At 72.9% G+C, this 535-nt stretch carries 1 protein-coding gene and 1 pseudogene; both read left to right on the forward strand.

The window, feature by feature from the left end:
* Positions 1-169: pseudogene (locus AC1DWF_RS38125) on the forward strand (cysteine synthase A); the annotation flags it as partial.
* 103 nt (positions 170-272) lie between these two features.
* Positions 273-535, forward strand: a 263-nt coding sequence (locus AC1DWF_RS38130) for a DNA translocase FtsK 4TM domain-containing protein (protein WP_476843590.1), incomplete at its 3' end; no start/stop codon positions are given.

Raw genomic sequence — 535 nt, forward strand, 5'->3', positions numbered from 1 at the left:
GGCCGTGGCCCGGCTGGACGGCGTGCCGGTCGGTATCTCCACCGGAGCGGTGCTGGCCGCGATGATGCGGATCGCGCGGCAGCCGGGGATGGAGGGGAAGCTGATCGTCGGGATCGCCGCCTCCTTCGCCGAGCGCTACCTCTCCACGGACCTGTTCGAAGGGCTTTAGCGTCCGATCGGCCGCCCTGCGAAGCACGGTAGCGAAGCCCTGACCCGCCTGTTATCCTGCGGCTCCCCCCGGCTGCTTCCCTCCCCCCTGAGGTCTGGCCGACATGGCGCGTGAACTAGCCGAGCCTTCCGACCCCGCCGCCGGGCTGGGGCGCCTTGCCTCGCCCGCCGTCAAGGCGGCGATCCGTCGGCGTGCGAACGAGATGGGCGGGCTGCTGCTCGGCTTCCTCGGCCTGGCGCTGCTCGTCGCCCTCGGCACCTACAACCCGGCCGACCCCTCGCTCTCCACCGCCACGAGCCTGCGCCCGACCAACCTCGCCGGGCCCGTCGGCGCCATCGTTTCCGACGTGCTGCGGCAGGCCTGCGG

The organism is Aminobacter sp. P4_D5 (genome assembly GCF_056401815.1).